Annotated in this window: 24 protein-coding genes; 13 read left to right on the forward strand and 11 right to left on the reverse strand. The window is 72.5% G+C overall.

Features of this window, described 5'->3' with window-relative positions; translation table 11 throughout:
• Positions 1-208: 208 nt before the first annotated feature.
• The 4 genes from ACIQM4_RS23185 to ACIQM4_RS23200 all read left to right on the forward strand — a co-directional run bounded on the left by ACIQM4_RS23185 (position 209) and on the right by ACIQM4_RS23200 (position 4,246).
• On the forward strand, positions 209-721 hold the full coding sequence (locus ACIQM4_RS23185) for a flavin reductase family protein (protein ID WP_401594680.1): 513 nt from the start codon (positions 209-211) through the stop codon (positions 719-721).
• A gap of 211 nt (positions 722-932) precedes the next feature.
• The gene (locus ACIQM4_RS23190; RefSeq protein ID WP_401594683.1) at positions 933-1,718 is read left to right on the forward strand and encodes an electron transfer flavoprotein subunit beta/FixA family protein; all 786 of its coding nucleotides are present in this window, start codon (positions 933-935) and stop codon (positions 1,716-1,718) included.
• 96 nt (positions 1,719-1,814) lie between these two features.
• On the forward strand, positions 1,815-2,777 hold the full coding sequence (locus tag ACIQM4_RS23195) for an electron transfer flavoprotein subunit alpha/FixB family protein (protein WP_401594686.1): 963 nt from the start codon (positions 1,815-1,817) through the stop codon (positions 2,775-2,777).
• A 170-nt stretch (positions 2,778-2,947) separates the two neighbouring features.
• Positions 2,948-4,246 (forward strand): DUF6986 family protein, encoded by a 1,299-nt coding sequence (locus ACIQM4_RS23200; protein WP_401594688.1) that lies wholly within the window; start codon positions 2,948-2,950, stop codon positions 4,244-4,246.
• A 90-nt stretch (positions 4,247-4,336) separates the two neighbouring features.
• Here ACIQM4_RS23200 and ACIQM4_RS23205 read toward each other — a convergent pair whose 3' ends face one another.
• Positions 4,337-5,332: a LacI family DNA-binding transcriptional regulator gene (locus tag ACIQM4_RS23205; RefSeq protein ID WP_401594691.1), complete on the reverse strand. Its 996-nt coding sequence runs from the start codon at positions 5,330-5,332 to the stop codon at positions 4,337-4,339.
• 240 nt (positions 5,333-5,572) lie between these two features.
• Here ACIQM4_RS23205 and ACIQM4_RS23210 point away from each other — a divergent pair, with 240 nt between their 5' ends.
• A complete protein-coding gene (locus tag ACIQM4_RS23210) occupies positions 5,573-6,547 on the forward strand; it encodes an ROK family protein (RefSeq protein WP_401594694.1) in 975 nt (324 codons plus the stop codon).
• A 127-nt stretch (positions 6,548-6,674) separates the two neighbouring features.
• Here the strand turns inward: ACIQM4_RS23210 and ACIQM4_RS23215 are convergent, their stop codons facing one another.
• Positions 6,675-8,774: an NPCBM/NEW2 domain-containing protein gene (locus tag ACIQM4_RS23215; protein WP_401594697.1), complete on the reverse strand. Its 2,100-nt coding sequence runs from the start codon at positions 8,772-8,774 to the stop codon at positions 6,675-6,677.
• Positions 8,775-9,087: 313 nt separating this feature from the next.
• On the opposite strand from ACIQM4_RS23215, the gene ACIQM4_RS23220 reads away from it, so the two are divergent.
• Both ACIQM4_RS23220 and ACIQM4_RS23225 read left to right on the forward strand, forming a co-directional pair.
• A complete protein-coding gene (locus ACIQM4_RS23220; RefSeq protein ID WP_401594700.1) occupies positions 9,088-9,654 on the forward strand; it encodes a cupin domain-containing protein in 567 nt (188 codons plus the stop codon).
• Positions 9,623-10,567: an SDR family NAD(P)-dependent oxidoreductase gene (locus tag ACIQM4_RS23225; RefSeq protein ID WP_401594703.1), complete on the forward strand. Its 945-nt coding sequence runs from the start codon at positions 9,623-9,625 to the stop codon at positions 10,565-10,567. Before ACIQM4_RS23220 ends, ACIQM4_RS23225 begins: the two co-directional genes overlap by 32 nt.
• A gap of 88 nt (positions 10,568-10,655) precedes the next feature.
• On the opposite strand, the gene ACIQM4_RS23230 is transcribed toward ACIQM4_RS23225, so the two are convergent.
• Positions 10,656-10,838, reverse strand: coding sequence for a hypothetical protein (locus ACIQM4_RS23230; RefSeq protein WP_401594705.1), 183 nt, complete (start codon positions 10,836-10,838; stop codon positions 10,656-10,658).
• 263 nt (positions 10,839-11,101) lie between these two features.
• Between ACIQM4_RS23230 and ACIQM4_RS23235 the strand changes: the two genes are divergently transcribed.
• Positions 11,102-12,142 (forward strand): NUDIX domain-containing protein, encoded by a 1,041-nt coding sequence (locus ACIQM4_RS23235; protein WP_401594708.1) that lies wholly within the window; start codon positions 11,102-11,104, stop codon positions 12,140-12,142.
• A gap of 37 nt (positions 12,143-12,179) precedes the next feature.
• Here ACIQM4_RS23235 and ACIQM4_RS23240 read toward each other — a convergent pair whose 3' ends face one another.
• Both ACIQM4_RS23240 and ACIQM4_RS23245 read right to left on the reverse strand, forming a co-directional pair.
• Positions 12,180-12,878 (reverse strand): MBL fold metallo-hydrolase, encoded by a 699-nt coding sequence (locus tag ACIQM4_RS23240; RefSeq protein WP_401594710.1) that lies wholly within the window; start codon positions 12,876-12,878, stop codon positions 12,180-12,182.
• A 144-nt stretch (positions 12,879-13,022) separates the two neighbouring features.
• The gene (locus ACIQM4_RS23245; RefSeq protein WP_401594713.1) at positions 13,023-14,390 is read right to left on the reverse strand and encodes a dipeptidase; all 1,368 of its coding nucleotides are present in this window, start codon (positions 14,388-14,390) and stop codon (positions 13,023-13,025) included.
• A gap of 217 nt (positions 14,391-14,607) precedes the next feature.
• Between ACIQM4_RS23245 and ACIQM4_RS23250 the strand changes: the two genes are divergently transcribed.
• Complete coding sequence (locus ACIQM4_RS23250; protein ID WP_401594715.1) at positions 14,608-16,116, forward strand: geranylgeranyl reductase family protein; 1,509 nt, start codon at positions 14,608-14,610, stop codon at positions 16,114-16,116.
• A gap of 202 nt (positions 16,117-16,318) precedes the next feature.
• Here the strand turns inward: ACIQM4_RS23250 and ACIQM4_RS23255 are convergent, their stop codons facing one another.
• Positions 16,319-16,768, reverse strand: a complete 450-nt coding sequence (locus ACIQM4_RS23255; RefSeq protein ID WP_401594717.1) for a nitroreductase family deazaflavin-dependent oxidoreductase — start codon at positions 16,766-16,768, stop codon at positions 16,319-16,321.
• A 206-nt stretch (positions 16,769-16,974) separates the two neighbouring features.
• Between ACIQM4_RS23255 and ACIQM4_RS23260 the strand changes: the two genes are divergently transcribed.
• Positions 16,975-17,673 carry a TetR/AcrR family transcriptional regulator gene (locus ACIQM4_RS23260; RefSeq protein ID WP_401594720.1) on the forward strand — a complete coding sequence of 233 codons (699 nt, stop codon included), beginning with the start codon at positions 16,975-16,977 and terminating at the stop codon, positions 17,671-17,673.
• 42 nt (positions 17,674-17,715) lie between these two features.
• Here the strand turns inward: ACIQM4_RS23260 and ACIQM4_RS23265 are convergent, their stop codons facing one another.
• Positions 17,716-17,994, reverse strand: coding sequence for a DUF6332 family protein (locus tag ACIQM4_RS23265; protein ID WP_401594722.1), 279 nt, complete (start codon positions 17,992-17,994; stop codon positions 17,716-17,718).
• 190 nt (positions 17,995-18,184) lie between these two features.
• On the reverse strand, positions 18,185-19,567 hold the full coding sequence (locus ACIQM4_RS23270; RefSeq protein ID WP_401594725.1) for an MFS transporter: 1,383 nt from the start codon (positions 19,565-19,567) through the stop codon (positions 18,185-18,187).
• A 66-nt stretch (positions 19,568-19,633) separates the two neighbouring features.
• Between ACIQM4_RS23270 and ACIQM4_RS23275 the strand changes: the two genes are divergently transcribed.
• Both ACIQM4_RS23275 and ACIQM4_RS23280 read left to right on the forward strand, forming a co-directional pair.
• On the forward strand, positions 19,634-20,872 hold the full coding sequence (locus tag ACIQM4_RS23275) for an ROK family protein (protein ID WP_401594728.1): 1,239 nt from the start codon (positions 19,634-19,636) through the stop codon (positions 20,870-20,872).
• A 166-nt stretch (positions 20,873-21,038) separates the two neighbouring features.
• The gene (locus ACIQM4_RS23280; protein ID WP_401594731.1) at positions 21,039-21,656 is read left to right on the forward strand and encodes a hypothetical protein; all 618 of its coding nucleotides are present in this window, start codon (positions 21,039-21,041) and stop codon (positions 21,654-21,656) included.
• An 80-nt stretch (positions 21,657-21,736) separates the two neighbouring features.
• On the opposite strand, the gene ACIQM4_RS23285 is transcribed toward ACIQM4_RS23280, so the two are convergent.
• Positions 21,737-22,213, reverse strand: a complete 477-nt coding sequence (locus tag ACIQM4_RS23285; RefSeq protein ID WP_401594734.1) for an ATP-binding protein — start codon at positions 22,211-22,213, stop codon at positions 21,737-21,739.
• 693 nt (positions 22,214-22,906) lie between these two features.
• Here ACIQM4_RS23285 and ACIQM4_RS23290 point away from each other — a divergent pair.
• Positions 22,907-24,064 (forward strand): PLP-dependent cysteine synthase family protein, encoded by a 1,158-nt coding sequence (locus ACIQM4_RS23290; protein ID WP_401594737.1) that lies wholly within the window; start codon positions 22,907-22,909, stop codon positions 24,062-24,064.
• Between the two features lie 12 nt (positions 24,065-24,076).
• Here the strand turns inward: ACIQM4_RS23290 and ACIQM4_RS23295 are convergent, their stop codons facing one another.
• Positions 24,077-24,565, reverse strand: coding sequence for an SRPBCC family protein (locus tag ACIQM4_RS23295; protein ID WP_401594739.1), 489 nt, complete (start codon positions 24,563-24,565; stop codon positions 24,077-24,079).
• A gap of 88 nt (positions 24,566-24,653) precedes the next feature.
• Positions 24,654-25,493: a DeoR/GlpR family DNA-binding transcription regulator gene (locus ACIQM4_RS23300; protein WP_401595055.1), complete on the reverse strand. Its 840-nt coding sequence runs from the start codon at positions 25,491-25,493 to the stop codon at positions 24,654-24,656.
• Positions 25,494-25,631: the final 138 nt, after the last annotated feature.

A 25,631-nucleotide genomic window follows, 5' to 3' on the forward strand; every position in this document is an offset into this window, starting at 1 on the left:
CCGACGTGATCAATCTCCCAGTGGCCGCGGCCCCGCGCGTACTTGACTGCGTCCACCCCCGATCGTCAGGGTGACACCATGCCCACGGAAATCCTTCTGCACGGGCGGGCCCACGTGGACCTGGCCCGCTGCGCGAGCGCGCGTTGTCCGGGTGTCTGAGCAGCCACGGACCCCAGGACCGCGCCCTCCGTCCCCGAAGGACAACTCCATGACGCTCCAGCCCGCCCTCGCCGCTCCCCGGCAGGCCACCCCCGAACTGTTCCGTTCCGTCTTCCGGCAGCACGCCGCCGGGGTCGCCGTGATCACCGCCGCCGGGCGCGGGGGTGAGCCCGTGGGATTCACCGCCACGTCCCTCAACTCTGTCGCGGCCGAACCCCCGTTGCTCTCTTTCGGGGTGGGCACCACGTCCTCCAGCTGGCCCGTCATCGCGGAGGCCGAGCACATCGGCGTACACATACTGGGCGAGCAGCAGGAGCCGCTGGCCGCGACGTTCGCGCGCAGCGGCGCCGACCGGTTCGGCGCGCCCACACGGTGGCAGGTCGGCCCCGAGGGCGTGCCGGTGCTCGACGGCGTACTGGCGTGGCTGGTGTGCCGGGTGGTGGCGCGGGTGCCCGCCGGGGACCACCGGATCGTGCTCGCCGAGGCCGTCGCCGGTGATCCCTCGGGTGCGGGCCGGCCGCTCCTCTACCACCAGGGGCGCTTCAACGCCCTGCGCGACTGAGGGTTCCCGCAAGCGCGCTTGCGGGGCCGATCGCGCGGCGTTGGACAGGTCACAGTTCAAAGCGCTTGCTCATCGGGAAAGCTATGGGTGTACTGGCGAGTAATATTCTGGTCGGGACGTAACCCGCCCCGACCGGAAACCGCCCCTTCAGGCGCCTATGCTGCCTGCAACGAGGCAGCCGACAAATAGACGATGCAGTAGGAGAGCCGGCGTGAGCTTGAGGATCGTTGTCTGTGTGAAGTACGTGCCCGACGCCACCGGCGACCGGCACTTCGCCGATGACCTGACGGTCGACCGCGACGATGTCGACGGTCTGCTGTCGGAGCTCGACGAGTACGCCGTCGAGCAGGCGCTGCAGATCGCCGGCGAGGCCGACGACGCGGAGATCACCGTCCTGACGGTGGGCCCGGAGGACGCCAAGGACGCGCTCCGCAAGGCGCTCTCCATGGGCGCCGACAAGGCCGTCCACGTCGAGGACGACGACGTGCACGGCAGTGACGTCATGGCCACGTCGCTGGTGCTCGCCAAGGCTGTCGAGAAGACCGGTTACGACCTGGTCATCACCGGCATGGCGTCGACCGACGGCACCATGGGCGTCCTGCCCGCGATCCTGGCCGAGCGCCTGGGCGTCCCGCAGGTCACGCTGCTCTCCGAGGTCACCGTCGAGGACGGTGTCGTCAAGGGCCGCCGCGACGGCGACTCCGCCACCGAGCAGCTGGAGGCCTCCCTCCCGGCGCTCGTGTCGGTGACGGACCAGTCCGGAGAGGCCCGCTACCCGTCCTTCAAGGGCATCATGGCCGCCAAGAAGAAGCCGGTGGAGTCCCTGGACCTGGACGACCTTGACCTCGACGCCGAGGAGGTCGGCCTCGAAGGCTCCTGGACCAAGGTCGACTCCGCGGACAAGCGCCCGGAGCGCACCGCGGGCACGATCGTCAAGGACGAGGGCGAGGGCGGCAAGCAGCTCGCCGAGTTCCTCGCGGGCCAGAAGTTCATCTAGCGGCCGAGGTCCGGAGGCGTTCTACCGGACCGGCGCAGCAGGCCCGCGCACCTCAACCCCCGCCCCGTTTCTTCGCACTCGCAGGAGAGCATTCCCATGGCTGAAGTTCTCGTCTATGTCGACCACGTGGACGGTGCCGTCCGCAAGCCCACCCTGGAGCTGCTGACGCTCGCCCGCCGCATCGGCGAGCCCGTCGCCGTCTTCCTCGGCGCCGGTGGCGACGGTGCCGCCGCGGTGCTCGGTGAGCACGGTGCGACCCGGGTACTGACCGCTGACGCCCCGGAGTTCGGCGACTACCTCGTCGTTCCGAAGGTGGACGCGCTCCAGGCCGCGTACGACGCCGTCTCCCCGGTCGCCGTGCTCGTCCCGTCCTCCGCCGAGGGCAAGGAGATCGCGGCCCGCCTCGCGGTCCGCATCGGCTCCGGCATCATCACCGACGCCGTCGACGTCGAGTCCGGTGACGAGGGCCCGGTGGCCACGCAGGCCGCGTTCGCCGCCTCGTACACCACGAAGTCCCGTGTCTCCAAGGGCACCCCGGTCATCACCGTCAAGCCGAACTCGGCCCCGGTCGAGCCCGCCCAGGCGGCCGGCGCGGTCGAGGCGCTGACCGTGTCCTTCTCCGCTGCCGCCACCGGCACCAAGGTCGTCTCGCGCACACCGCGCGAGTCCACCGGCCGCCCCGAGCTGACCGAGGCCGCGATCGTGGTCTCCGGCGGCCGCGGCGTCAACGGCGCCGAGAACTTCTCGATCATCGAGAAGCTCGCCGACTCCCTCGGTGCGGCCGTCGGTGCCTCGCGCGCCGCCGTCGACGCCGGCTGGTACCCGCACACCAACCAGGTCGGCCAGACCGGCAAGTCCGTCTCGCCGCAGCTGTACGTCGCCTCCGGCATCTCCGGCGCGATCCAGCACCGGGCCGGTATGCAGACCTCCAAGACCATCGTCGCCATCAACAAGGACGCCGAGGCCCCGATCTTCGACCTCGTCGACTACGGCGTCGTCGGCGACCTGTTCGCCGTCGTTCCCCAGCTGACCGATGAGGTCGAGTCCCGCAAGGGCTGACCTGCAACTTCTTGTACGAACTCGGGGCCGTGCGGTGTTCTGCCGCACGGCCCCGAGCCGTGTGGCGGCCCGTTCCCGGCAGCCATTGACGCGGATCATGCGAGCCATTAACTTCGCTATGCGGATTGTTTATTCCGGGAAGCGGAAACCGCGAAAACTGGAGGGTTGGAATGGGTCAGCAGGAGAAGGTGGCAACGAGCCTCGCCGGCGCGGTCAGCGAGGGGATCAGCGCCTCCCTCGTACCGATCGACGCGGAGCTCGAGCGCCGCTACCCCGGAGACCCAGGGACCCGGCAGCCCGTCCACACCGTGTACGTCCCGGGCAACCTCTACGACGCGGGCACCATACGCTCCTGGGGCGACCAGGCGCTCAAGATGCTCGACGAGCACGCCCCCAGCGCCGCGGTGTTCGCCGAGGTGCTCGGCCTCGACCCGGCCCTCGCCGACGCCGTGTACGACCGCGTACGCGCCAAGCTGGAGCGCGAGCCGGTCGAGGACCTGCGCGTCGACTTCGAGGACGGCTACGGCGGCACCGCGGCCGACGAGGACACCTACGTCGCCCGCGCCGCGCGCCTGGTGGCCGACTCGTACAAGGACGGCACCGCCGCCCCGTACACCGGCATCCGTATGAAGTGCTTCGAGGCCCCCGTGCGCGACCGGGCCATCCGCACCCTGGACGTCTTCCTCACCGGCCTGATGGAGAACGGCGGCCTCCCCGACGGGCTCGTCCTGACGCTCCCCAAGGTCACGTACTGCGAGCAGGTCACCGCGATGGTGCGCCTGGTCGAGGCCTTCGAGAAGGCGCACGGCCTGCCGGCCGGCCGGATCGGTTTCGAGATCCAGATCGAGACCAGCCAGTCCATCCTCGGCGCCGACGGCACCGCCACCGTCGCCCGCATGATCGAAGCGGCCGAGGGCCGCGCGACCGGGCTGCACTACGGCACCTTCGACTACAGCGCCTGCCTCGGCGTCAGCGCCGCCTACCAGGCCAGCGACCACCCCGCGGCCGACCACGCCAAGGCGATCATGCAAGTCGCCGCGGCGGGCACCGGCGTACGCGTCTCGGACGGCTCCACCAACGTCCTGCCGGTCGGCCCCACCGAGAAGGTGCACGACGCCTGGCGCCTGCACTACGGCCTCACCCGGCGCGCCCTGGCCCGCGCCTACTACCAGGGCTGGGACATGCACCCGGGTCACCTGCCGACCCGTTACGCGGCCGTCTTCACCTACTACCGCGAGGGTTTCGAGCAGGCTGCCGCACGCCTCGCCGCGTACGCGAACCAGGTCGTCGGCGGCGACGTCGCCGACGAGCCCGCGTCCGCGAAGGCGCTCGCCGGGTACCTGCTGCGCGGCATCGACTGCGGCGCCCTGGACACCGCCGAGGTCGCCAAGCTCAGCGGGCTGACCCGCGCGGACCTGGAGAGCTTCGCCGTACCGCGCCGCGGGGACCTCACGACCACGGCTCCGTAACCGCACCGCCGCCGCTCCGGGCCCCCGCCGCCCGGGGCCCGGCCGGCCGGAACCCGGCCCCCCGGCCCGGCCGGGGGGCCTCCCGCGTTCTCAGACGGCGTCCCACGGCGGGATCTCACCCGAACCGCGGGCGACGAGCCGGGTCTCCAGCACCACTTGGGACGGTTCCCCTGCCGCTCCGTCGAGCCGGCTGAACAGCAGGCCCGCGGCGGTACGGCCGAGCGTCGCGGCGTCCTGGGCGACGACCGTGACGCCGGGGACGAGCAGATCGGCCAGCTCGAAGTCGTCGAAGCCGACCAGGGCGACCGGGCGTTCGCGCCCCGCGAGGACCCGCACGACCGTTACCGTCACCCGGTTGTTGCCGGTGAAGACCGCCGTCACCGGCTCGTCCGCGGTGTCCAGCATCGCGACCGCGGCGGCCCGCACCCGCTCCGGTTCCGTACTGCCCAGCTCCACCCAGCCCTCGGCGACGGGCAGGCCCGCGTCCTCCATCGCCGCGTGGTAGCCGCGCAGCCGCTCCGTCGCGGTGTGGATCCGCGGCTGGTCGCCGATGAACCCGATCCTGCGGTGGCCGTGCGCGATCAGGTGCGCCACGCCGTCCCGCGCACCGCCGAAGCTGTCGGAACGTACGACATCCGCGTCGATCCGGCCCGGCGGGCGGTCCACGAACACCGTCGCGACGCCCGCGGCCATCTCCGGCTCAAGGTAGCGGTGGTCGTCGCCCGCCGGAATCACGATCAGCCCGTCCACCCGGCGGGCGCACAGCGCGAGCACCAGTTCCTGCTCACGCTCCGGGTCCTCGGCGCTGGAGCCGTTGATGAGCAGCGCGCCGTGCGAGCGGGCGACCTCCTCCACGGCGCGGTTCAGCGGCCCGTAGAAGGGGTCGGCGAGGTCTTCGAGCACCAGGCCGATGCTGGCGGTACGGCCCTTGCGCAGCACCCGGGCGCTGTCGTTGCGGCGGAAACCCAGGGCGTCGATGGCCTCCCTGACACGTCGTTCGGTGTCGGGGGTGACGCCGGCCTCGGCGTTGACGACCCGTGAGACGGTCTTGAGACCGACTCCCGCGCGGGCGGCCACGTCCTTCATGGTCGGCCGGTTTCCGTAGCGGCCAGAGGGCGGCAGGGGGCGCTGGGACCTCGCTGCGGCGGTAGAAGGAGGTGCGGTGTCGGCCACTGTGCGCTGTCCTGTCGGTCGTCGGCGTGGGGCGTGCGGCGGTGTGGCACCGAGCATAGGGCCCCACTGTCTGGACAACGTTGTCAGCAATATGGAGACTGGCCCAGTCCCCTGATCTTTTTCCGTTCCTCTTTTTTCTGGAGATGCACGCCGATGTACACCGAGTCCACCGACCTCGTCGCAGCGCTCGACATCGGCGGCACCAAGATCGCCGGAGCGCTGGTGGACGGCACCGGCCGGATCCGCCTCAGGACCCAGCTGCCGACCCCCGCACAGGAGGACGGCGACACGGTCATGGGCGCGGTGGAGGCGGTGCTCGACACGCTCAAGCAGTCGCCGCTGTGGCCCGAGGTGCGCGCGGTGGGCATCGGCAGCGCGGGCCCCGTCGACGCGTCGGCCGGCACGGTCAGCCCGGTCAACGTGCCGGGCTGGCGCGGCTTCCCGCTGGTGGCGCGGGTGCGCACGGCAGCGGACGGCCTCCCGGTCGAACTCGTCGGCGACGGGGTCGCGATGACCGCCGCCGAGCACTGGCAGGGCGCGGCCCGCGGCCACGACAACGCCCTGTGCCTGGTGGTCTCCACCGGCGTCGGCGGCGGGCTCGTCCTGAACGGCACCCTGCACCCCGGGCCCACCGGCAACGCCGGGCACATCGGCCACATCAGTGTCGAGGTGAACGGAGACGCCTGCCCGTGCGGTTCGCGCGGTTGCGTCGAGCGCATCGCCAGCGGTCCCAACATCGCCCGTCGCGCCGTCGAGCAGGGCTGGCTCCCCGGCGCGGACGGCGACACCACGGCGGCCGCCGTGGCAGCCGCGGCAGCGGCGGGGGACCCGGTCGCCCTCGCCTCGTTCGAACGTGCCGCCCAGGCGCTGGCCGCCGGGATCGCCGCGACCGCGACCCTGGTGGAGGTGGACATCGCGGTGATCGGCGGCGGAGTGGCCGGGGCGGGCGGCGTGCTGTTCGACCCGCTGCGGCGCGCACTCAAGGACTACGCCGCGCTGTCCTTCGTTCAGGAGCTGCAGGTGGTGCCCGCACAGATGGGCAACGACGCCGGTCTGGTGGGCGCGGCGGCAGCGGCTCTGCTCGGCACGGGCCGGGGCGGGACCGGCAGCCGCCGCGCGGCCGGCTGACCGGCCTGCGAGGGGGAGCTTTCGGGGTCGGGAGCCCACCCCCCCTGGCCGGGTCGGGAGCCCACCCCCCCCTGGCCGGGTCGGGAGCCCGCCCCTGGCCGGGCCGGGCTCCCGGTTCGGACCGCGGTCAGCAGTTCAGCTTCGCGTCGCCCCAGTCGGCGTGGTCGTGGTCGACCCCGTCCCCGCCGTCGGTGACCACCAGCCGCACCGTCTGCGCACCGCTCACGTCGGCGGAAACAGCCTGTGCGGCCGAGGAGTTGTCGAGCACTCCGGTCGACGCCGCCTTCCGGCCGTCGGCCCACACCTCGAAGACGGCCGTGCCCCTGTCGCCCGACTCGTCGTCGAGACCGACCCGTGCGGTGAAGGTGGCGCACTTACCGCCGGTGTAGTACTCGGCCTCGCTCGCCGCGTGGGTGCCCAGGCCCTTGGTGAAGACCTGGCCGCCCACGGTGAGCGGCCTGCCGTCGCCGGCCGGCTCCTCGCCGTTGCTGAGGTCCTTCTCGATCGGGCCCCAGCCGTTGGCCGAGCTCAGCGTCCCGAGGTCACTCGCGTACGAGACCCCGGCCGGCGGCGCCACCGCGAACCGCACCGCTGCCGGAACGGTCGTGGTCAGCCGCTGCCCGGCGGCCGAGCGGTACGAGGCGGTGAGGGTCAGGCCGTAACTCCCGGGCCCGGTGCCCGGCGGCGCGACGGCCGACCACCCGGTGCGCAGCCGCTCGCCGCCGGGGAGCTCCGGGGTGCTGCTCGGGGTGGTCGCGCGGATCTTCCAGCCCGCAGGGCCCGTCAGCCGCACCGACAGCCCGAACGCGGACGTGCGGCCCAGGTCGGCGACGGTGGAGACGAGTTCGGCGCCGTGGCCCACCTCGGTCGGCGCAGCGGTGTCCGTGCCGGCCTCGACGACCGGCGGCAGGGTGGCCCACCGCTCGTCGGCCGACACCCGCAGCAGCACGGTGCCGTGCGCGGGGACCGTCGCGGCGAGGGTGCCCGCCGTGTGCCCGGTGGTCTTCCGCCACAGGTCGCGCACCCGGTAACCGGTGGCGGCGGGCAGGCCCACGGACCCGGCGGTGGTGGCCACGCGCTGCGGGGAGCCGGTCTCGTTGAAGAGCGCGACGGCCCGGCTGCCGTCGGCCATCTCCTTGGCGACGACCCACCGGCCGCCCTCGGAACTCACCACGGCGCCCTGTTTGCCGAGCCTGTCCTGGTCGACGGCGATGACTTCCCTGTTGGAGAGGATCTCGAAGGTCTCCGGGGTGGCCTTGCGCAGGTCGGAGCCGATCAGCAACGGGGCCGCCATGATCGACCACATGGAGAAGTGGGTGCGGTACTCGGTGCCGGTCATGCCGCCGTTGCCGACCTCCAGCATGTCGGGGTCGTTCCAGCCGCCGGGGCCCGCGTACTTCGCCAGCGGCAGGTTCTGCTTCATGATCGACAGCATCGAGCCCCAGCTGTCGTTGATGTCACCCGTCGTGCGCCACATGTGGCCGACGTCCTTGCCCCACTCCCACGGCCGGTACGAGCCCCACTCGCAGAGGCTGTAGAGGATGGGGCGGCCGGTCTTGGCGGATGCGGCCTTCAGCGCGTCGCGCATGGTGGTGTACCGGAGCATGTGGTCCACGCCCTGGTTGTTGCAGTTGTCGTACTTGAGGTAGTCGACGCCCCACCCGGCGAACTGCTCCGCGTCGCTGTACTCGTGGTTCAGCCCGCCCGGCATGCCGACACTGTCGCAGGTCCTGGTGCCCGCGCTGCTGTACAGGCCGAACTTCAGGCCCTTGGCGTGGACGTAGTCCGCCACCGCCTTGATCCCCTGGGGGAACCGCACCGGGTCGGGCACCAGCTTGCCCGCCGCGTCGCGCTCCGGCTTCGCCCAGCAGTCGTCCAGGTTGACGTACTCGTACCCGGCGGCCTTGAGCCCCTTCTCGACGAAGAGGTCCGCGATGCCCTTGACCATGGCCTCGTTGAACTCGGCGCGGCAGTGGGTGGAGTTCCAGTTGTTGAAACCCATGGGCGGGGTGAGGGCGAGACCGTCCGGCAGCTTGGGCCGCTCGGTGGGACCGGGCACGGGTGCGGGCGCCGGCTGGCGGGCGGGCGCGGGTGCGGCGACGGCGGCCGGAGCGGCGAGGCCCGCGGCGCAGAGCAGCGCCGCGGTGAGTGCGCCCGCGACTCTCCGGGCGCGTAAGTGGGCCGACGGCGGTGTGGGGGCGGTAGGGCGCGTGGGCGTGCGACGCATGGGGGGTTCCTCCGTACTCGTGGCGCTCTCGTGATGCCTGATACTCACGGACGAGGGTGGAATGACCTGATCTGTGACGCGTGGTCTGCGCGTGTCACTGATGCATCGATGCGCGTCAACGGTAGGGCTTGTTCGACCCTGTGGGAAAGAGGCCGGGAGGGGTGCGGTTGTGGGGGGTTGTGTGGTGGGGGGAGGGCGAGGGTGCGGTTCCGGACCGCCGGCCCGGTCACCGTCCGGACGTGTGGCCGTGCATTGCCGAACGTCCTGGGCATGGCCGCGCATCGCCGAACGTATCGACGGGTAGGGGCAGCCGGTGACCACGAACGACGATCCGTTGGCCGAGGCGCGTGCCCTCGCGGGGTGCTACGGGCTGCGGCCACTGCCTGTGGAGGGTGGACTGTTCCGCAGGACGTGGGCCGGGCCGCCCGACGCGACCGGCCGCGCGTCCGGGTCGGCGATCATGGTGTTGCTGACCTCGGCCCCCGGCGACTTCTCCGCCCTGCACCGGCTGCCCGCCGACGAGGTGTGGCACTTCTACCGCGGTGACCCGCTGGAGTTGCTGCTCCTCGCGCCGGACGGCACCGACCGCCTGGTGCCGCTCGGCGACTTCGCGCGGGGCGGCCCCGTGCAGTACGTCGTGCCGGCCGGAACGTGGATGGGCGCACGGGTCGCGCGGGGCGGCGGCTGGTCGTTGTTCGGGACGACCATGGCGCCGGGGTTCGCGCCGGCCGACTACGAGGGCGGCGACCCGGACCGACTCGCTGCCCGCTACCCCCGACAGGCCGTACGTATCCGGGAGTTGTGCCGCACAGGCGCCCCGCTCACCATGACCGCAGAGGACGACATCCGTGACGCAGACACCCGTGACGACGATGAGTGAGACGACCGGGCACGAGGCTGCCGCGCGCGAGGGCGGCGGTGATGGGGGTGGACGTGGGGCCACCGGGTCCGGGACGGCCGGCTTCGGAACGGCAGGGCCCGGGACGACCGGCCCTCCCGCGGGCCCGCGGAACACGTCCGCGCGAGACACCGGCCTGCCCGACCTCACCGGGCGCGTCGCCCTGGTCACCGGGGCCAGCGGCCTCGTCGGCGGAGGCATCGCCGCCCGGTTCGCCGCCGCCGGCGCCGGGGTCGTCGTGCACTACCGCGAGAACGAGAAGTCGGCCCAGGCGCTGGTGGCGCAGATCGTCGACGCCGGCGGGCAGGCGCTGTCCGTACAGGCGGACCTGAACCGTGCGTCCGAGTGCGAGCGGCTCCTCGAAACGGCGGCCGACTGGCGCGGCGGACTGGACGCGCTCGTCCACGCCGCGGGCATCCAGCCCGTCCGGGACCTGGCGGACATGACCGACGACGACTGGCGGCAGATGTACGACACCAACACCACCAGCGCGTTCTCCTGCACCCGCGCGGCCGTACCTCTCCTGGCTGCCCGAGGCGGCGGCAGTATCACGTACATCGCCTCGATCGAGGGCGGCCAGGCGACCCCGGGCCATGCGCACTACTGCGCGTCCAAGGCCGCGCTGATCATGTTCGCCCGCTCCGCAGCCCTGGAACACGGCCGGGACGCCGTCCGCGTCAACACCGTGTCCCCCGGGCTGATCGAACGTCCCGGCCTGCGGGACGACTGGCCCGAAGGAGTCCGCCGCTGGTCCCGGGCGGCGCCTCTGGCCAGGCTCGGCAGCCCCGAGGACATCGGCAACGCCTGCGTCTTCCTCGCATCGGACGCGGCCGGCTGGATCACCGGTACGGACCTGGTGGTGGACGGCGGGGTCAGCGCGCTGCCCACCTGGTGAGCCCCGGCGACCGCTTGGTGCCCGCCTGGTGCCCGCCTGGTGCCCGCCTGGTGACCGCCCGGTGACCGCCTGGTGGTCCTGCGCCCCCTCAGACCGCCATCGCCTCGGCTGGTGCCCCCTGCACCACAACCACCAGGAACATGTCCGCGTCCAGGTCCATCACGACCTCGGCCGGGCAGCCCTCGGCGCGCCGGTCCTTCGCGTACTCCTCGGCGGGCCAGCTGCCGCGCGGGCCACCGGCCGGAAATCGACTCAACACAGTGCGGTTCATGCCGCGCCCCTCTCGTCCGTGCTCCTGCTGTACCTCTGTGCGCCCAACGAGATTCCGTGACGACGGGTCACGGTCGCAGTACGTCCCGGGGGCGCCCCCGTGTCTGCTTCGACGCGCGGACCGGTCATATGCGTTGCTCCACCCGGGCCACAGGTCGGCCACGGTTGTGTCCGGGAACGGCTCCAGGCACCATGCCGCCGGGACCGCCGTTCGTGGCAGGGTGTTGCGGGCAGTCCACTGGGGGCTACGGCAGAGGGGGACCCGTGATTGTTTGGATAAACGGGGCGTTCGGAGCGGGCAAGACCAGTGCCGCACGCGAACTGATCGATCTGATTCCGAACAGCACCTTCTACGACCCGGAGGTGATCGGCGCCGGGCTCGGCCAGCTGTTGCCGGCGAAGCGGCTCGCCGAGGTCGGCGACTACCAGGACCTGCCGATCTGGCGGCGCATGGTCGTGGACACCGCGGCTGCCCTGCTTGCCGAGGTGCCCGGGGTGCTCGTGGTGCCGATGACCCTGCTGAGGCAGGAGTACCGGGACGAGATATTCGGCGGGCTGGCATCGCGTCGTATCCCGGTACGACATGTGCTGCTCCAGGTCGAGGAAACGATCCTGCGGACGCGGATCGCGGCCCGGGAAGAGCCGGGCATGACCGACGCCGACACGGAGGCCAGGGTGCGCCGGTGGGCCTACGACCACATCGAGCCCTACCTCGCAGCGCTCGACTGGATCACCGGGGACGCGCACGTCGTCGACGGCAGCCACCGCACGCCCCACGAAACCGCCGAGCAGATCGCCCGGGCGGTACGTTCCGGAGCGGCGCCGGTCTGCGACATCGTGCAGACGCCCCCGCCCGCCGCCGAGACCCTCGCGGCGGGCGTGCTGCTCTTCGACGCCGACGGCCGCGTGCTGCTCGTCGACCCGACCTACAAACCCGGCTGGGAGTTCCCCGGCGGGGTGGTGGAGAGCGGTGAGGCGCCGGCGCGGGCCGGGGTGCGGGAGGTCGCGGAGGAGATCGGGATACGGCTGGGACAGCCGCCCAGGCTGCTCGTCGTCGACTGGGAACCGCCCAGGCCGCCCGGGTTCGGCGGGCTGCGGATGCTGTTCGACGGTGGCCAGCTGGAGGACGGCGGCGCGGACCGGGTACTGCTGCCGGGGCCCGAACTGCGGGCGTGGCGGTTCGTCACCGAGGAGGAGGCGGCCGGGCTGCTGCCCCCCGACCGGTACGCGCGGCTGCGCTGGGCGCTGCGGGCCCGGGAGCGCGGGACGGTGCTCAATCTGGAGGACGGAGTACCGGTGGGCTGAACACGTACGGCCCGTGCGGCCGGGGTGCGGGCGTGTCTCACCCGGCCGTCGAAGCCCGTTCCGCCGCGGAGAGGAGGGTGGTGGCCGTGTCCCGCGTGAGCGGGTCGCCGTGGCCGAAGCAGGCGACGGACGGCGCGAGGGAGGCGAGCCGCCGCATGGTGGCGAGGGCCTGCTCGCGGTCCACGTTGAACACGCCCAGGATGACCTCGTCCACGGCCGCGACGGTGTCGCCCGTGAACAGCACGCCGTGGTGCGGAAGATGGACGGCGACGGAGCCCTCCGTGTGGCCGGGTGCGTGCACGATGCGCGCACCGCCGCCGAAGTCGAGAAGATCCCCGTCCTCCAGCTCCCGGTCGACCCGGGTGGGCGGCGGCTCCGGCACGGTCAGCCCGTTCTCCCACAACGGCAGCTCCCAGTCGAGGAGTTGCGGCTGAGGGGTCGGGGCCTCGCCGCGTACCACCGGCGCGTCAAGCCGGTGCGCCAGCACCTCGGCGCCATACCGCTGCGCCAGCTCATCGGCAGCTCCCACGTGGTCGCGGTGGCAGTGGGTGAGCACGATCCGGCGCAGCAGCCGCGGGTCGGCCCCCACGCTCCGTATCGCTCCCTCGATGTCCGCTGCCGCGTCCCGGTGGCCGGCGTCGATCAGGGTGAGCTCGGCGCCCTCGCGCCACAGGTAGGCCTGGCCGACGGGGAAGCGGAGCATGTGCAGCTGGGGGAGTACCGCTACGAGGTCCATGCGGCGAACGTACGAGAAGACGTACGCCCGCCGCAGGCGGCTTCGCTCAGCGCATAGTTCGCCCGACGCCGAACGGGCCGGGCGGACTCTCCGCGTCGCGTCGAGAGTGCGTCGAGCGTGCCTGGCCGGTCGCGCCGCGCGGGGTCAGGCCTTCTTCGACTCGGCGTAGTTGACGAGGAAGAGGGCCTCGGCCACCGAGAGGCGCTCCAGCTCCTCGGGCGAGACGCTCTCGTTCACCGCGTGGATCTGCGCCTCGGGCTCGCTCAGCCCGATGAGCAGGATCTCCGAATCGGGGTAGAGCGTCGCGAGGGTGCTGCACAGCGGGATGGAGCCGCCCATGCCGGACGTCTGCATCTCCTGGCCCGGGTACGCGACACGCATCGCGTCCGCCATCGAGGTGTACGCCGGGCTGGCGGTGTCCGCCTGGAACGGCTGGCCCTGGCCGACCTGTTCCACCTCGACCTTCGCACCCCACGGGGCGTGCGCGTGCAGGTGGGCGGTGAGCAGCTTCGTCGCCTCGGCCGCGTCCTGGCCCGGCGGCACCCGCAGGCTGATCTGGGCGCGCGCACCCGCCTGGACGGACGGGGTGGCACCGACGACCGGCGGGCAGTCGATGCCCACCACGGTGACTGCGGGACGTGCCCAGATGCGGTCGGCGACCGTGCCGGTGCCGATCAGCTCGACCCCGTCGCGCACCTTCGCGTCGCCGCGGAACTCGTCCTGTGGGTACTGCAGACCGCCCCAGGTACCGTCCGCCGTCAGCCCGTCGACGGTCGTCGAACCGTCCGGGCCGCGCAGGGAGGCGAGCAGCTGGATCATCGCGGCGAGCGCGTCCGGCGCGGCGCCGCCGAACTGGCCCGAGTGCAGGTTGCCTTCGAGGGTGTCGAGGGTGACCCGCAGCATCGTCATGCCGCGCAGGGTGGCCGTGACCGTGGGCAGGCCGACGCGGAAGTTTCCGGTGTCACCGATCACGATCGTGTCGGCGGCCAGCAGTTGCGGGTGTGCCTCCGCGTACCGCTCCAGGCCCCCGGTGCCCTGCTCCTCGGAACCCTCGGCGATCACCTTGACGGAGACCGGGACGCCGCCGTTCGCCTTGAGGGCGCGCAGGGCGAGCAGGTGCATGAGGAAGCCGCCCTTGCAGTCGGCAGCGCCGCGCCCGTACCAGCGGCCGTCGCGCTCCGTCAGCTCGAACGGCGGCGACACCCACTTGTCCACACCGAGCGGCGGCTGTACGTCGTAGTGCGCATACAGCAGTACGGTCGGGGCGCCCTCGGGCCCCGGCAGGAAGCCGTACACCGACTGGGTGCCGTCGGGCGTGTCGAGCAGGGCGACGTCCTCGAAGCCCTCGGCGCGCAGGGCGTCGGCGCACCAGTTCGCGGCGGCCTCGCACTCGCTCCTGGGGAACTGCGCGGGGTCCGCCACCGACTGGAAGGCGACCAGCTCGGCGAGCTCCGACTTGGCGCGGGGCATCAGCTCGGCGACGGTCGCGGCGATCGGGTGGGTGGCGGTCATGGGCACGCTCCTCGTGGGTGCGACGGTGGGTCGGGTGCCTCGTCGGGGACCCCTGCCGGACGGCACGGGTCGGCTGCTTGCGACGAGTGCTCCGCGGACAGTTGTGTGTACGGCGAAGACATGACCGATCCTCCCACAGCGGATCCGGCTTCCTCCGCGCCGTAGGATGCCGCAGGAAAGCATGGGGCACGGGTCGGATCAGGAGCAGAAGCACATCGTGAGCAGCGAGAACGCAGACGCCGCAGCAGACGCCGGACACGAGCGGGGCGAGGACGGCGGGCCCGTGTGGGACGTCGTGGTGGTGGGGGCGGGGCCGGCCGGGGCGTCCGCCGCCTACGCGGCGGCGAGCGCCGGGCGGCGCGTGCTTCTGCTGGAGAAGGCGGAACTCCCCCGGTACAAGACATGCGGAGGCGGCATCATCGGCCCCTCCCGCGACAGCCTGCCGCCCGGCTTCGTGCTGCCGCTGCGGGACCGGATCCACGCGGTCACCTTCTCGCTGGACGGGCGGCGGACGCGCACCAGGAAGTCGCGGACGATGCTCTTCGGGCTGGTCAACCGGCCCGAGTTCGACCAGGCGCTGGTTGCGAGGGCGACGGAGGCGGGCGCGGTCCTGCGTACCGGTGTGACGGTCGCGCGCGTCGAGCAGCACGGTGCGGCGGTGCCCGACCGGCGCACGGCTGCGGTCGTGCTCTCGGACGGTGAGACCGTTCTGGCGCGGGCCGTCGTCGGGGCCGACGGCAGTGCCAGCCGGATAGGGGCGCACGTCGGGGTGGAGCTCGACCAGGTCGACCTCGGCCTGGAGCTGGAGATCCCGGTGCCCAGGACGGTCGCGGACGACTGGGCGGGCCGGGTGCTCATCGACTGGGGCCCCATCCCCGGCAGTTACGGGTGGGTCTTCCCCAAGGGGGACACGCTGACGGTCGGCGTGATCGCGGCCAAGGGCGAAGGGGCCGCCACCAAGCAGTACTTGACGGACTTCGTCGCCCGGCTCGGCCTCTCCGGCTTCGAACCCTCGGTCTCCTCCGGGCATCTGACGCGCTGTCGGGCTGCCGGGTCGCCGTTGTCGCGGGGCCGGGTGCTGGTGTGCGGGGACGCGGCGGGTCTGCTGGAGCCGTGGACCCGGGAAGGCATCTCCTTCGCCCTGCGGTCCGGACGGCTCGCGGGGGAGTGGGCGCTGCGCATCGCGGAGGCCCAGGACGCGGTCGACGCCCGGCGGCAGGCCCTGAACTACGCCTTCGCCATCAAGGCGGGCCTCGGCGTGGAGATGGGCGTGGGCAAGCGGATGCTCACGCAGTTCGAACGTCATCCGGCGCTGCTGCACGCCGCGCTCACCGGCCTGCGGCCGGCCTGGAAGGCGTTCGCGCGGATCACCCGGGGGACGACGACGCTGGGCGAACTCGTACGGATGCACCCGATGGCGCAGCGGGCCCTGAACGCCGTGCACCGGCCGGACGACACCCCGCCGAACCCGCGCGGGGCCGAGGCGGCGGAGAAGGCCGACGGGAAGGATGACGGGAAGGTCGACGGGAAGAAGGACGACGCCCACGGGGCCGACACGAGCTCTGGCGCGAGCGCCGGTACGGGTGCCGACACGAGCGCCGAAGCGGGTGCGGACACGAGCGTTGATACGGGTGCCGACGCGGGCAAGGACGGCCGGAGTGGCGCCGTCGAGACCTCCGGGGCGGGCGAAGGCCGGTCGGACGAGGGCAGGACGGACGTGCGCTGAGCCTGTGGCGTGGGGCTGCGGCCGCGGGGTGCGGCCGTGCGGGTGCCATTGCCGTTACAGGGATCGGTGTCGGCAGCTGTCCCGGTCGGTAGCTGTCCCGACCCGTCGGGCCCTCGTGGTCCGGCGGGTCGATGCGTACTGGCGGGTGGTCGATGCGTGCCGGCGGGTCATCCGTACCAGCGGGTCGCTCCGTGCCGGTAGGTCACTTCGTAAGCGTGATGCGGAAGACCGGGTGCTTGGGGGCGGCGGCGAGCAGTTCCGCGTCCGTCGAGTCCGCGGTGACGTCACCGAAGAAGCGGCCCACCTCCCAGCCCCACTTCTTGAGGTACGTGCGCAGGATGACCGGCTTCTCGGCGTCGGTGACCTCGACGGCGGTGAACTGCTGCGTCCTGCGGCCCACTTGCAGCTTTCCACCGCCCGCGGCCCGCATGTTGCGGACCCACTCGGAGTGACCGCGTGCCGAGACCAGGTAGGGGCCGCCCGCGTACGGGAGCGGATTGACCGGAAGCCGGCGCCACTCCCCGCTCTTGCGCCCCTGTACGGAGAGCTCGGCGGTGCCGAGCAGGCTGACGCCGCGCCGGGCGAGCCAGCCGACGGCGCCGTTCAGGAGGTTGTCGAAGCGGCCGGGCTTGACGTAGTGCGTGGCGCTCATGGCGGATCCCCTGTCGTGGGTCGATGATTCTGCCATTGAGAGAGCGCTGCTCGAATTCAAGAGCAGTGCTCTCGGTTGTGAGCACCAGTCTGCACGGGCGGACGAGTCAAAGCAAGAGCAGTGCTCACAAAAGTGCTCGCCGAGCACGATGTAGTGCACTGCTCTCGTTATTGTGCGGTGCTCTCAGTCAATGGCACACTCCCTCCATGAGCACCACGCGCGGAGCCAGGGAACGGGCCAGGACCGAAGTCACCGCCGCCATCAAGGAAGAGGCACGCAGACAGCTTGCTGCCGACGGCGCCGCCAAGCTCTCGCTGCGCGCCGTCGCCCGAGAACTCGGCATGGTCTCCTCCGCCCTCTACCGCTACTTCCCCAGCCGAGACGACCTCCTCACCGCCCTGATCACCGACGCGTACGACGCGGTCGGCGAGGCGGCGGAGGCCGCGCTCGCAAACGCTCCCGCCGACGCGGACCACCTCGCGCGCTGGCTCGCGGTGTGCATGTCCGTACGGCGGTGGGCGCTCGGTCATCCGCACGAGTACGCACTCATCTACGGTTCGCCGGTGCCGGGCTACAGTGCCCCGCAGACCACGGCGGAGCCGGCCGCCAGGGTGGCCCTGGCCCTGGTGTCCGTGGCGCGCGACGCCCATCGCTCGCGTGGGCTCGCCCTGGTACGGATCCCCGGCGCCCTGCGCCCCGAGGCGGAACGGCTCGCCGGGGACGTCGCTCCCGATCTGCCCCCGGAGACCGCGGTGGCCTTCGCCGCGGTGTGGGCGCAGCTGTTCGGGCTGATCTCCTTCGAGGTCTTCGGCCACTACCACCGGGTGGTCGAGGACCGGGACGCCTTCTTCGCCCATGCGGCGGGGGAGCTGGCACGGGCGGTGGGGGTGCTGACGCAGAGCTGACGCGCGTGTGTCGCGGGACGGCTCGGGTCCGTACCCACAGGCTTACGGGTCCGGGCTGGTGCGGCCCGGCTGGCCTGGCTGAGTGCCGGGCGCTCCCCGGTATCCCCACAGCACGTGCACGATGCGCGCGACGAAGGCGAAGGCGGCCAGAACGGCGCCCGCGAGGAGCAGTCCGCGCCGCAGTGTCGGCGGAAGGTCGAAGAGGAGGCGTGGCAGCGTCAGCGCGCCGAATGTGACCAGGGCCAGTGCGAAGCCGCTCACCAGGGCGTACCCGATCTCCACGGTCATCGCGTCGCGTTGAGCCTGCGTTCGGGTCCCCATGGCTGGAGTGTGCCAAGGCGCGCCGCCGGGGGGAAGGGCGCGCGGGGCTGTCGGCGGGTCCGGCGGCCTCGGCTGCGGACGCGCGCGGCGAAAACCGTCGGGTGCGGCAGGCAGGCCGGGCAAGCAAGCAAACGGGCGGGCAGAGGAGTAAGCGCAGGAGCGCAGGAGCGCGGGGCTGCTCAGGGGCTGGTCACCGGGTCACGGGCGGCTTGGTGTTGCGCGCGACCACGCCCAGGCACGCGGCCGCCGTGGCCAGGACCGCCACCGTGGCCAGCGCGGTGGGCAGCGAGAACCAGTCGGTCAGGAACCCGATGGCGGGCGGGCCCAGGAGCAACCCGCCGTAACCGAGCGTCGAGGCAGCCGCGACGCCGCTCGGACCGGCCAGCTCGCCCGCCCGGGAGATGGCGACGGGGAAGATGTTCGCCAGACCCAGACCGGTGACCGCGAAGCCGAGCAGGGCGAGCCACAGAGTCGGGGCGAGGGAGCCGAAGAGCATGCCGACGGCGGCGGTCGAACCGCCGAGGGCCAGGGTTCGGGTCTGGCCGAGGCGTTCGAGGAGGGTCGTGCCGGTGAGCCGTCCGACGGTCATGGCGAGCGCGAAGAGCGAGTACCCGGCGGCGGCCGTGCCCGGGTGGGCGTCCAGGTCCTCCTGGAGGTGCAGCGATCCCCAGTCCGCGAGTGCGCCCTCGCCGTACGCCGTGCACAGGGCGATGACGCCGAAGAGGAGGACGGCGCGGCGATGGGTGGACGTCGGCGCCGGGGCGTTCGCGGTGGTTTCCGCAACCTTGCCGTCCCCGCCGCCCCTGCTGCCCCCGCCATCCTTGTCGACCTTGCCGTCCCCGCCGGACCCGCCCGGCCCGGCGGGTCGAGCCGCGGCCTTCGAGGCTTCTGCCGTGCCGGGAGACGACGTGTCGGAGGAACGCACCGGGACAGAGGCCTCCGTACGTTCCGACAGCTGCCGGGACTCCCGCAGCAGGGTGGGGCCGGCCGCTGCCGTGACCAGCAGGCCCAGCACGGTGAGCGTCAGCAGGTGCACGGCGGGGGAGAGGCTGCCCGCGACCAGTCCGCCGAGTCCGGCGCCGACCATGCCGCCCAGGCTGAACGCCGCGTGGAAACTCGGCATGACCGGGCGGCCCACCGCGGTCACCAGGTCGACGGCCGCACTGTTCATGGCGACGCTGATGCCGCCGTACATCGCACCGAACACCAGCAGTACGAGACCGAGTGCGAGCGGCGAACGGGTCAGTGGCGGGAGCGCGATGCTCAGCGAGAGCAGTGCTCCGCAGCAGACCGTGACCCGTGCGCTCCCGAAGCGGCCGCACAGCCGGCCCGTGAGGGTCATGGTGATCACGGCGCCCGCCGACACGCCGAGGAGAGCGAGCCCGAGCGTGCTGGCCGAGGCGGAGGTCTGCTCCTTGATCGCGGGGATCCTGACCACCCACCCGGCGAATACGAAGCCGTCGAGGGCGAAGAACAGGGTCAGTGCGGTGCGGAGACGGGACAGGGAGGGCGCGGCGGTGTTTCCGTCCGAAACCCCCGGCGCTCTCGTCCGGACTTTGTTTAGGTTCGGCACAAAGGCAGCATAGGGGCAGCCCCCACACGGGGCAAGGCGCTCCCGGGGCGTGGCAGACTCCACAGCATGAACGGCAAGGGGACCACGGTGACCAGCACCAGAACGAGGTTGGAGAGGGGCCGCGGGGCGCTCGGCCCCGCCCTGGAACTCGTACACACCGGCCGTGCGCCCACGCGTGCCGTGCTCACCGCGGAGCTCGGTGTCACCCGGGCCACCGCCGGTGCGGTCGCCGCCGAACTCGAAGCGCTCGGACTGATCCAGGTCGACTCCCGGCCGGGCGCGGCCGCCGGATCACAGGGCCGCCCCTCGCACCGGCTGACCGTCGACGACGCGGGCCCCGTCGTGCTCGCCGCCCAGGTGCACGCCGACGGCTACCGGGCCGCGCTGGTCGGCCTCGGCGGCCGGATCGTGGCGACGGCGCCCGGCTGCGAGGTGATCGACGCCGACCCGGCGCAGATCATCGGCTCGGTCGTGAACGCGGGTGCGCGACTGCTCCGGGAGAGCGGGCGCAGGTGCGCGGGGGCCGGGCTCGCCGTCCCCTCGGCCGTCGCCGAACCGGAGGGCACCGCCCTCAACCCCCTGCACCTGGCGTGGCCCGCGGGGTCCGCCGTCCGGCAGATCTTCGCCGAGCGCGTCGCCGCGGCGGGCATCGAAGGCCCGGCCTTCACCGGCAACGACGTCAACCTCGCGGCCCTCGCCGAGCACCGGCACGGCGCAGGCCGCGGCGCACAGCACCTCCTGTGTGTCGCCACGGGTCACCGCGGCGTCGGCGGGGCGCTCGTACTCAACGGCCGTCTGCACAGCGGGAGTTCGGGTCTCGCGCTGGAGGTCGGCCACCTCACCGTGAACCCGGCGGGCCGCCCGTGCCACTGCGGCAGCCGGGGCTGCCTCGACGTCGAGACCGACCCCCTCGCCTTCCTGGCGGCGGCGGGCCGCACGGCGGGGCCCGAGGTCTCCCTGCTCCAGCAGTCGCGCGACCTGCTCCGGGAGGAGTACGCGGACCCGGCGGTCCGGGGCGCGGCGCAGGCCCTGGTCGACCGCCTGGGCCTCGGCCTCGCCGGACTGGTCAACATCCTCAACCCGGACCGGATCATCCTCGGCGGCCTGCACCAGGCACTGCTCGCCGCCGAGCCCGACCGGCTGCGGGCCGTCGTGGCCGACCGCAGCCTGTGGGGCCGCAGCGGGGGAGTTCCGATCCTGGCCTGCACGCTGGACCACAACTCCCTGGTCGGTGCGGCGGAGTTGGCCTGGCAGCCGGTACTGGACGATCCGTCGGCGGCGCTCGGCGCGGGGTCGGCCGTCTGACGGGACGCCGCCTGGCCGACCGTGCGCCGACAGGGCGACACGGCCCGGCTGTCATCGTCCCGCACCGCCGGGACGACCTGGCGGTACACCGCGTGTCACCGTCCCGCGATGCTGAGGCGACCCTGCGCCGACAGTGCAGCACGGCCTGCTTGTTACCGTCCCGCTCATGACTGTCACCCCCGCCGACGTACGGTCGGCCGCCTGCCTCGCCGTCGCCACCCTTCGCCGTGCCCGCGACGCGGACTGGAGCGTTCGGGCAGGCGCATTGGAGTGGGACTGCTGGGAGACCGCCGAGCACCTGATCGACGACCTCTTCTCGTACGCCGTGCAGCTCGCGTCCGAACGCACCGACACCGACGTGCCGTTCCGCTACACCCAGGAGACCCCCGGCTCCCCCTGCAACGCCGTGCGCGCCGAGCGTGCGACAGGCGTGGACGGGCTGCTCCTCGCGCTCGAATCCGCCGCCGGACTGCTGCACGCCGTCACTGCGACCAAGCCTGCCGAGGCGAGGGCGCACCACGTCTTCGGCGTCTCCGACCCGGAGGGCTTCGCGGCGATGGGGGTCGTCGAAACCCTCGTCCACACGTACGACCTGGCGAGCGGGCTCGGCATCGACGGTTGGGAGCCGCCCGCCGACCTGTGCGCGCGCACCCTGCACCGTCTGTTCCCCGACGCCCCTGTCGGCCCGCCGCCGTGGCCCACCCTGCTGTGGTGCACCGGCCGCGGTGAACTCCCGGGCCTGCCCCGTCCCGCCACGTGGCGTTGGTACGGGGAGCCCCGGTGAGGGCAGGACGGCCAATCGGTCACCGCGGGCCACGTAAGTCTGCCCCCGGGGGCCCGTGCGGGGCCCGTGCGGCCCCAGGTCTAGCCCAGGACGAGCGGGCGGGTCCGTACGACCCGTTTCTTGCGCTCGCGGCCCAGGTGCAGCGGCAGGGTCACCGTGGCCCCGGCGGCGGGCAGGGTGAACCAGACGGTCTTGCCCGCATCGCCGTGCGGGTGCACGCCCCAGGCCTCGCTGACCGCTGCGATCAGCGCCAGACCGCGTCCGCCGGTGTCGAGCAGACCGGCGTCGCAGACCCTGGGAAGGGTGGGATCGTGATCCTGGACCGACACCGTGAGCCGGTCGAGCAGCAGCTCGATCTCCACGGTGCAGACCTTGTCCGGCTCCGCGTGCCGGTGGACGTTGGTCAGCAGCTCGGTGACGCCTAGAGCCGCTTGGTCTATCAATGGGTCCTGATGCCAGTAACGCAGTTGCGCCGAAACGATCCTGCGGACTTGGCCGATCCGCGACGGCAGAGCTTGCAACTCCACCGTGCAGTACCTGCTGGGCTGGCTGATCACGGCTGCGACTCCCCGATTGAGGTCGGAAGACGGTCGAAGACGGTCCGGGTGCCGGGGTCCGGCCGGTGCTGCTGCGCAAACCACAGCGTCACTGCCGGTGCACCCTGTGTGAGGTATCGCCAGGGTGACCCAGTGCGTACCCCCGCGCAACTCGCGCCGCCTCCGCCACGCGGGGCACCTGGCCTACTGGGGCGGCCCCCTGCCCGGCTCGGCCGCCGTCCGGCGACAACGGATTGCGGGCAGGCATGTGACGCGTCTCGGCGGCGGCGCGGTGGTTCCGAGGGCAGGGCCCGGCCCGCCCTGATGAGAGCGAGGCCACCGCTGCCGGCCGTACGCAAGGTGTGCTGAAGTCGGGCTCCGGCATGGTGACTTCACCCCTTTCCGTGAGCCCCGGGTCCTGTCGGCGGTGCTGCTGCGCTGCCCGCGCGGGGGCGGACACCCGCACCGAGGGAGCCGGTACGCCGCCGGTGGCGAGCCCGTCCCGCGCCCCCGGTGCGGTCTGCCCGCGTGCGGTCGCTCCGTAACACAAGGGAACCCTATGGCTGCCCAAAGTGAACGTTTGTGCAGGTGGACGACCTAGAGTGGCAAGTGGGTGCGCACTGTGCCGACGGCTCATGCCGCGGGCACGGTATCCCCGCACGACCGTACGGAACCGCACGGCAGGGCACGGCAGCAGCACGAGGAGTGGCGCGGATGAGCACCATCGACCCGGCAGAGCACGACGGTCAGGCTCCGGCCGCCGCCGCGCCCGTCGCCGTACCGACTATCGACGTGGACCGCAGCGACCCGGACTACCGGGCCTGGCTCAAGGAGGCCGTCCGCAAGGTGCAGGCCGACGCCAACCGGTCCGCCGACACCCATCTGCTGCGCTTCCCGCTGCCCGAGCAGTGGGGTATCGACCTCTACCTCAAGGACGAGTCGACGCATCCCACCGGCAGCCTCAAGCACCGGCTCGCCCGCTCGTTGTTCCTGTACGGGCTGTGCAACGGATGGATCCGGCCCGGCCGGCCCGTCATCGAGGCGTCCAGCGGTTCCACCGCCGTCTCCGAGGCGTACTTCGCGAAACTGATCGGTGTGCAGTTCATCGCGGTGATGCCCCGCACGACGAGCGCCGAGAAGATCCGGCTCATCGAGTTCCACGGCGGGCGCTGCCACTTCGTGGACGACTCACGGCAGATGTACGAGGAGTCGGCCCGCCTCGCCGCGGAGACCGGCGGCCACTACATGGACCAGTTCACCTACGCCGAGCGGGCCACCGACTGGCGCGGCAACAACAACATCGCCGAGTCGATCTACCAGCAACTGAAGCTGGAGCGCTACCCGGAGCCCAGCTGGATCGTCGCCACGGCGGGCACCGGCGGCACCTCCGCGACCATCGCCCGGTACGTGCACTACATGCAGTACGACACCTTCATCTGCGTCCCCGACCCGGAGAACTCCTGCTTCTTCGAAGGCTGGCGGAACCACGACCCGCTCGCCACCAGCGACTGCGGCTCGCGCATCGAGGGCATCGGCCGGCCCCGGATGGAACCGTCGTTCGTCACCGGTGCGGTCGACCGGATGATGAAGGTCCCCGACGCCGCGAGCGTCGCGGCCGTCCGCGCGCTGGCCGCGGCGCTCGGCCGCAAGGCGGGCGGCTCCACCGGCACCGGCCTGTGGAGCGCGCTGAAGATCGTCGGCGAGATGGTGGCACAGGGGCGTACCGGCAGCGTGGTCACCCTGATCTGCGACCCGGGCGACCGCTACCTCGACAAGTACTACTCGGACGCCTGGCTGGCCGAGCAGGGACTCGACATCGCCCCTTACGCGGCGGCGGTGGAGCAGTTCCTGAAGACCGGCATCTGGCCGTAGCAGGCCGGCGCCCTACTCGGCGGGCCGGTCGGCCCGCCGGGCGGTCAGCCGTTCGTCCAGTGTGCGCACCGCGTCCCGGAACGCGCGCCCCACCCCGGGGCGCGCCGCGCGCAGGAGGAGGCGCAGCGGCGCCGGGCCGTCCACGGCCATCGTCCACTGCACGCGGGTCGCCGCGCCGGTCGGCCAGATCCGCCACTCCTCCAGCATGGCCCGCACGCCGGGCGCGTTGCAGAGGTCGATCCGGTACGCGTAGAGCCGCGACGGCTCCGCGGCCACCACCGTCTCCATGAACTTGGTGCCGCCCCTGAGGTGCACCTCGCGGCCCTGCTCCGTCGGCCGGGCGAACGTCACGGCCGAGAACCAGCGGGGCCACTCGGCGGTCTCCTCGGCCAGGGCGCGGTACACCTCCTCCGGCGGCGCGCCGACCTCGGCGGCGAAGACCAGTCGCAGCGGCGCGGACTCGGCGAATTCGAGGCCGACGCCCCGGAGTTGGCGGACCATGCGGGATGAACCTCCGGCGGGACGTAAACGGGCGGACGCGAACGGTCGGACGCGAACGGTCGGACGTGACAGCGTAGTTGACGAACTGTCAGTTGTCGTCGGGATCGACTGCCGGTGCTTGCTCGCCCGCGACCACCAGCCCCGGCAGGTGCTCCGTCATCTCCTCGCGCGCTGCCGCCGAGACTCCCTGGTCCGTGACGAACGAGTCCACCTGATCCAGTGACGCGAACGAACTCAGGCCCACCGTGCCCCACTTGGTGTGGTCCGCGACCACCACCACCCGGCGGGCCGAGCCGACCAGCCGCCGGTTGGTCTCCGCCTCGGCGAGGTTGGGTGTGGACAGGCCCGCTTCCACGGATATCCCGTGCACCCCGAGGAAGAGCACGTCGAAGTGGAGTGAGCCGATCGCCCGGTCGGCGACGGGGCCGACGAGTGAGTCCGAGGGGGTCCGCACCCCGCCGGTGAGCACGACCGTCGCGGCGCCCGCGCCGTCGCCGCCCGCCTGCCGCGCCGAATGGAACACGTCCGCCACCCGCACCGAGTTGGTCACCACCGTCAGGTCGGGCACGTCCAGCAGGTGCCGGGCCAGGGCGTAGGTGGTGGTGCCGCCCGACAGCGCGATGGCGCTGCCCGGCGCCACCGTCGCGGCGGCCGCCCGCGCGATGTCCTCCTTCGCGGACAGCTCCAGCGCCGACTTCGCCTCGAAACCGGGCTCGTGGGTGCGCGCCTCGACCACCGGCACGGCGCCGCCGTGCACCTTCTCCACGACTCCCTGCCTGGCGAGCGCGTCGAGATCGCGGCGCACCGTCATGTCGGACACGTTCAGGCGCCGGGTCAGCTCGTTGACCCGCACTCCGCCCCGGCGGCGCACCTCGTCGAGGATGAGGGCGCGGCGCTGTTCGGCGAGCAGGTTCTGGTTCTCGGTCACTGCGGGCCCCGGTCCTTCCACGTCGGCGTAAGGGTTGCTCATCCTCGCACGGGCGGTGTCGCGCCCTGACGGCCGGTGGGCCGCCGGGTAGCCTGCACATTTCGTGCGGGCGACTCGCGAAGAATGTGCGGCGGGGGT

The organism is Streptomyces sp. NPDC091272, from assembly GCF_044757485.1.
In the GTDB taxonomy this organism is placed as follows: domain Bacteria; phylum Actinomycetota; class Actinomycetes; order Streptomycetales; family Streptomycetaceae; genus Streptomyces.

What these genes read in the sequence shown, in the direction of transcription:
- ACIQM4_RS23185 (WP_401594680.1), top strand. Translation starts at nt 209, where the DNA reads ATGACGCTCCAGCCCGCCCTCGCCGCTCCCCGGCAGGCCACCCCCGAA.
- ACIQM4_RS23195 (WP_401594686.1), top strand. Translation starts at nt 1,815, where the DNA reads ATGGCTGAAGTTCTCGTCTATGTCGACCACGTGGACGGTGCCGTCCGC.
- ACIQM4_RS23200 (WP_401594688.1), top strand. Translation starts at nt 2,948, where the DNA reads ATGGGTCAGCAGGAGAAGGTGGCAACGAGCCTCGCCGGCGCGGTCAGC.
- ACIQM4_RS23205 (WP_401594691.1), bottom strand. Translation starts at nt 5,332, where the DNA reads ATGAAGGACGTGGCCGCCCGCGCGGGAGTCGGTCTCAAGACCGTCTCA.
- ACIQM4_RS23210 (WP_401594694.1), top strand. Translation starts at nt 5,573, where the DNA reads ATGTACACCGAGTCCACCGACCTCGTCGCAGCGCTCGACATCGGCGGC.
- ACIQM4_RS23215 (WP_401594697.1), bottom strand. Translation starts at nt 8,774, where the DNA reads ATGCGTCGCACGCCCACGCGCCCTACCGCCCCCACACCGCCGTCGGCC.
- ACIQM4_RS23230 (WP_401594705.1), bottom strand. Translation starts at nt 10,838, where the DNA reads ATGAACCGCACTGTGTTGAGTCGATTTCCGGCCGGTGGCCCGCGCGGC.
- ACIQM4_RS23240 (WP_401594710.1), bottom strand. Translation starts at nt 12,878, where the DNA reads ATGGACCTCGTAGCGGTACTCCCCCAGCTGCACATGCTCCGCTTCCCC.
- ACIQM4_RS23245 (WP_401594713.1), bottom strand. Translation starts at nt 14,390, where the DNA reads ATGACCGCCACCCACCCGATCGCCGCGACCGTCGCCGAGCTGATGCCC.
- ACIQM4_RS23255 (WP_401594717.1), bottom strand. Translation starts at nt 16,768, where the DNA reads ATGAGCGCCACGCACTACGTCAAGCCCGGCCGCTTCGACAACCTCCTG.
- ACIQM4_RS23260 (WP_401594720.1), top strand. Translation starts at nt 16,975, where the DNA reads ATGAGCACCACGCGCGGAGCCAGGGAACGGGCCAGGACCGAAGTCACC.
- ACIQM4_RS23265 (WP_401594722.1), bottom strand. Translation starts at nt 17,994, where the DNA reads ATGGGGACCCGAACGCAGGCTCAACGCGACGCGATGACCGTGGAGATC.
- ACIQM4_RS23275 (WP_401594728.1), top strand. Translation starts at nt 19,634, where the DNA reads ATGAACGGCAAGGGGACCACGGTGACCAGCACCAGAACGAGGTTGGAG.
- ACIQM4_RS23280 (WP_401594731.1), top strand. Translation starts at nt 21,039, where the DNA reads ATGACTGTCACCCCCGCCGACGTACGGTCGGCCGCCTGCCTCGCCGTC.
- ACIQM4_RS23290 (WP_401594737.1), top strand. Translation starts at nt 22,907, where the DNA reads ATGAGCACCATCGACCCGGCAGAGCACGACGGTCAGGCTCCGGCCGCC.
- ACIQM4_RS23295 (WP_401594739.1), bottom strand. Translation starts at nt 24,565, where the DNA reads ATGGTCCGCCAACTCCGGGGCGTCGGCCTCGAATTCGCCGAGTCCGCG.